This is a genomic window from Streptomyces sp. NPDC096105, from assembly GCF_044763335.1.
Lineage (GTDB): Bacteria > Actinomycetota > Actinomycetes > Streptomycetales > Streptomycetaceae > Streptomyces.
This window is the reverse complement of sequence record NZ_JBIWGC010000058.1, coordinates 1-1,038: the sequence shown is the minus strand read 5'-3', so window position 1 is coordinate 1,038 and position 1,038 is coordinate 1. Positions and strand designations below refer to the sequence as shown.

1 protein-coding gene is annotated in these 1,038 nt (G+C 68.2%); it reads right to left on the bottom strand.

The features are described from left to right. Window positions 1–1,038: flavodoxin-dependent (E)-4-hydroxy-3-methylbut-2-enyl-diphosphate synthase (gene ispG / locus ACIQ8B_RS32980; protein ID WP_403552014.1), on the bottom strand; the 1,038-nt coding region annotated here is incomplete at both ends.

The window sequence follows — 1,038 nt, the reverse complement described above, 5'->3', positions numbered from 1 at the left end:
GCCGTCCTTCTCCATCTGCTCGGCGATCTTCATCGCCTCCTCGATCAGCGTCTCCACGATCTTCGACTCCGGCACGGTCTTGATGACCTCGCCCTTCACGAAGATCTGCCCCTTGCCGTTGCCCGAGGCCACCCCCAGGTCCGCCTCACGCGCCTCACCCGGACCGTTCACCACACAGCCCATCACCGCGACCCGCAACGGCACCTCCATGCCCGTCAGACCCGCGGTGACCTCCTCCGCCAGCTTGTAGACGTCCACCTGCGCCCGCCCGCACGACGGACACGACACGATCTCCAGCCCGCGCTGCCGCAGGTTCAGCGACTCCAGGATCTGGATGCCGACCTTGATCTCCTCCACCGGCGGCGCCGACAACGACACCCGGATCGTGTCACCGATGCCCTGCGACAGCAGCGCACCGAACGCCACGGCCGACTTGACCGTGCCCTGGAAAGCCGGACCGGCCTCGGTCACCCCCAGGTGCAACGGGTAGTCGCACCGCTCGGCGAGCTGCCGGTACGCCTCGACCATCACCACCGGGTCGTTGTGCTTCACCGAGATCTTGATGTCGCGGAAATCGTGCTCCTCGAACAGCGACGCCTCCCACAGCGCCGACTCCACCAGCGCCTCCGGAGTGGCCCTGCCGTACTTCTGCAGCAGCCGCCGGTCCAGCGACCCCGCGTTCACCCCGATCCGGATCGGCGTGCCGTGGTCCTTCGCCGCCCTCGCGATCTCCTTGACCTGGTCGTCGAACTTCTTGATGTTGCCCGGGTTCACCCGCACCGCCGCGCAGCCCGCCTCGATCGCGGCGAACACGTACTTCGGCTGGAAGTGGATGTCGGCGATCACCGGGATCTGCGACTTCCTCGCGATCACCGGCAACGCGTCCGCGTCGTCCTGCGTGGGGCAGGCCACCCGCACGATCTGGCAGCCCGACGCGGTCAGCTCCGCGATCTGCTGCAGCGTGGCGCCGATGTCCGACGTCCGCGTCGTGGTCATCGACTGCACCGACACCGGCGCGTTCCCGCCCACCGCCACCGA